Origin of the sequence: Streptomyces silaceus (genome assembly GCF_001419745.1) — a bacterium.
GTDB lineage: Bacteria > Actinomycetota > Actinomycetes > Streptomycetales > Streptomycetaceae > Streptomyces > Streptomyces silaceus.
In genome coordinates this window covers 849-1,065 of record NZ_LIRJ01000508.1, presented here as the reverse complement: position 1 = coordinate 1,065, position 217 = coordinate 849, and the positions used below count along the sequence as shown (strand labels likewise).

Annotated in this window: 1 pseudogene; it reads right to left on the bottom strand. The window is 76.5% G+C overall.

What is annotated here, in order from left to right:
• Positions 1 to 217: pseudogene (locus tag AOK22_RS43335) on the bottom strand (ammonium transporter); the annotation flags it as partial.

Below are 217 nucleotides of genomic sequence, written 5' to 3'. Positions count from 1 at the left end.
ATCGCGACCAGGCCCGCCACCGCGCCCGACGCCGCGCCGAACGTCGTCGGGTGGCCGTCGCGCCGCTGCTCCACGAAGAGCCAGCCGAGCAGCCCCGTCCCGCCGGCCACCAGCGTGTTGAGCAGCGACGCCGCGGCGAGGCCGTTCGCGCCGAGGGCCGAGCCGCCGTTGAAGCCGAGCCAGCCGAACCAGAGCAGGCCCGCGCCCATCAGGACCA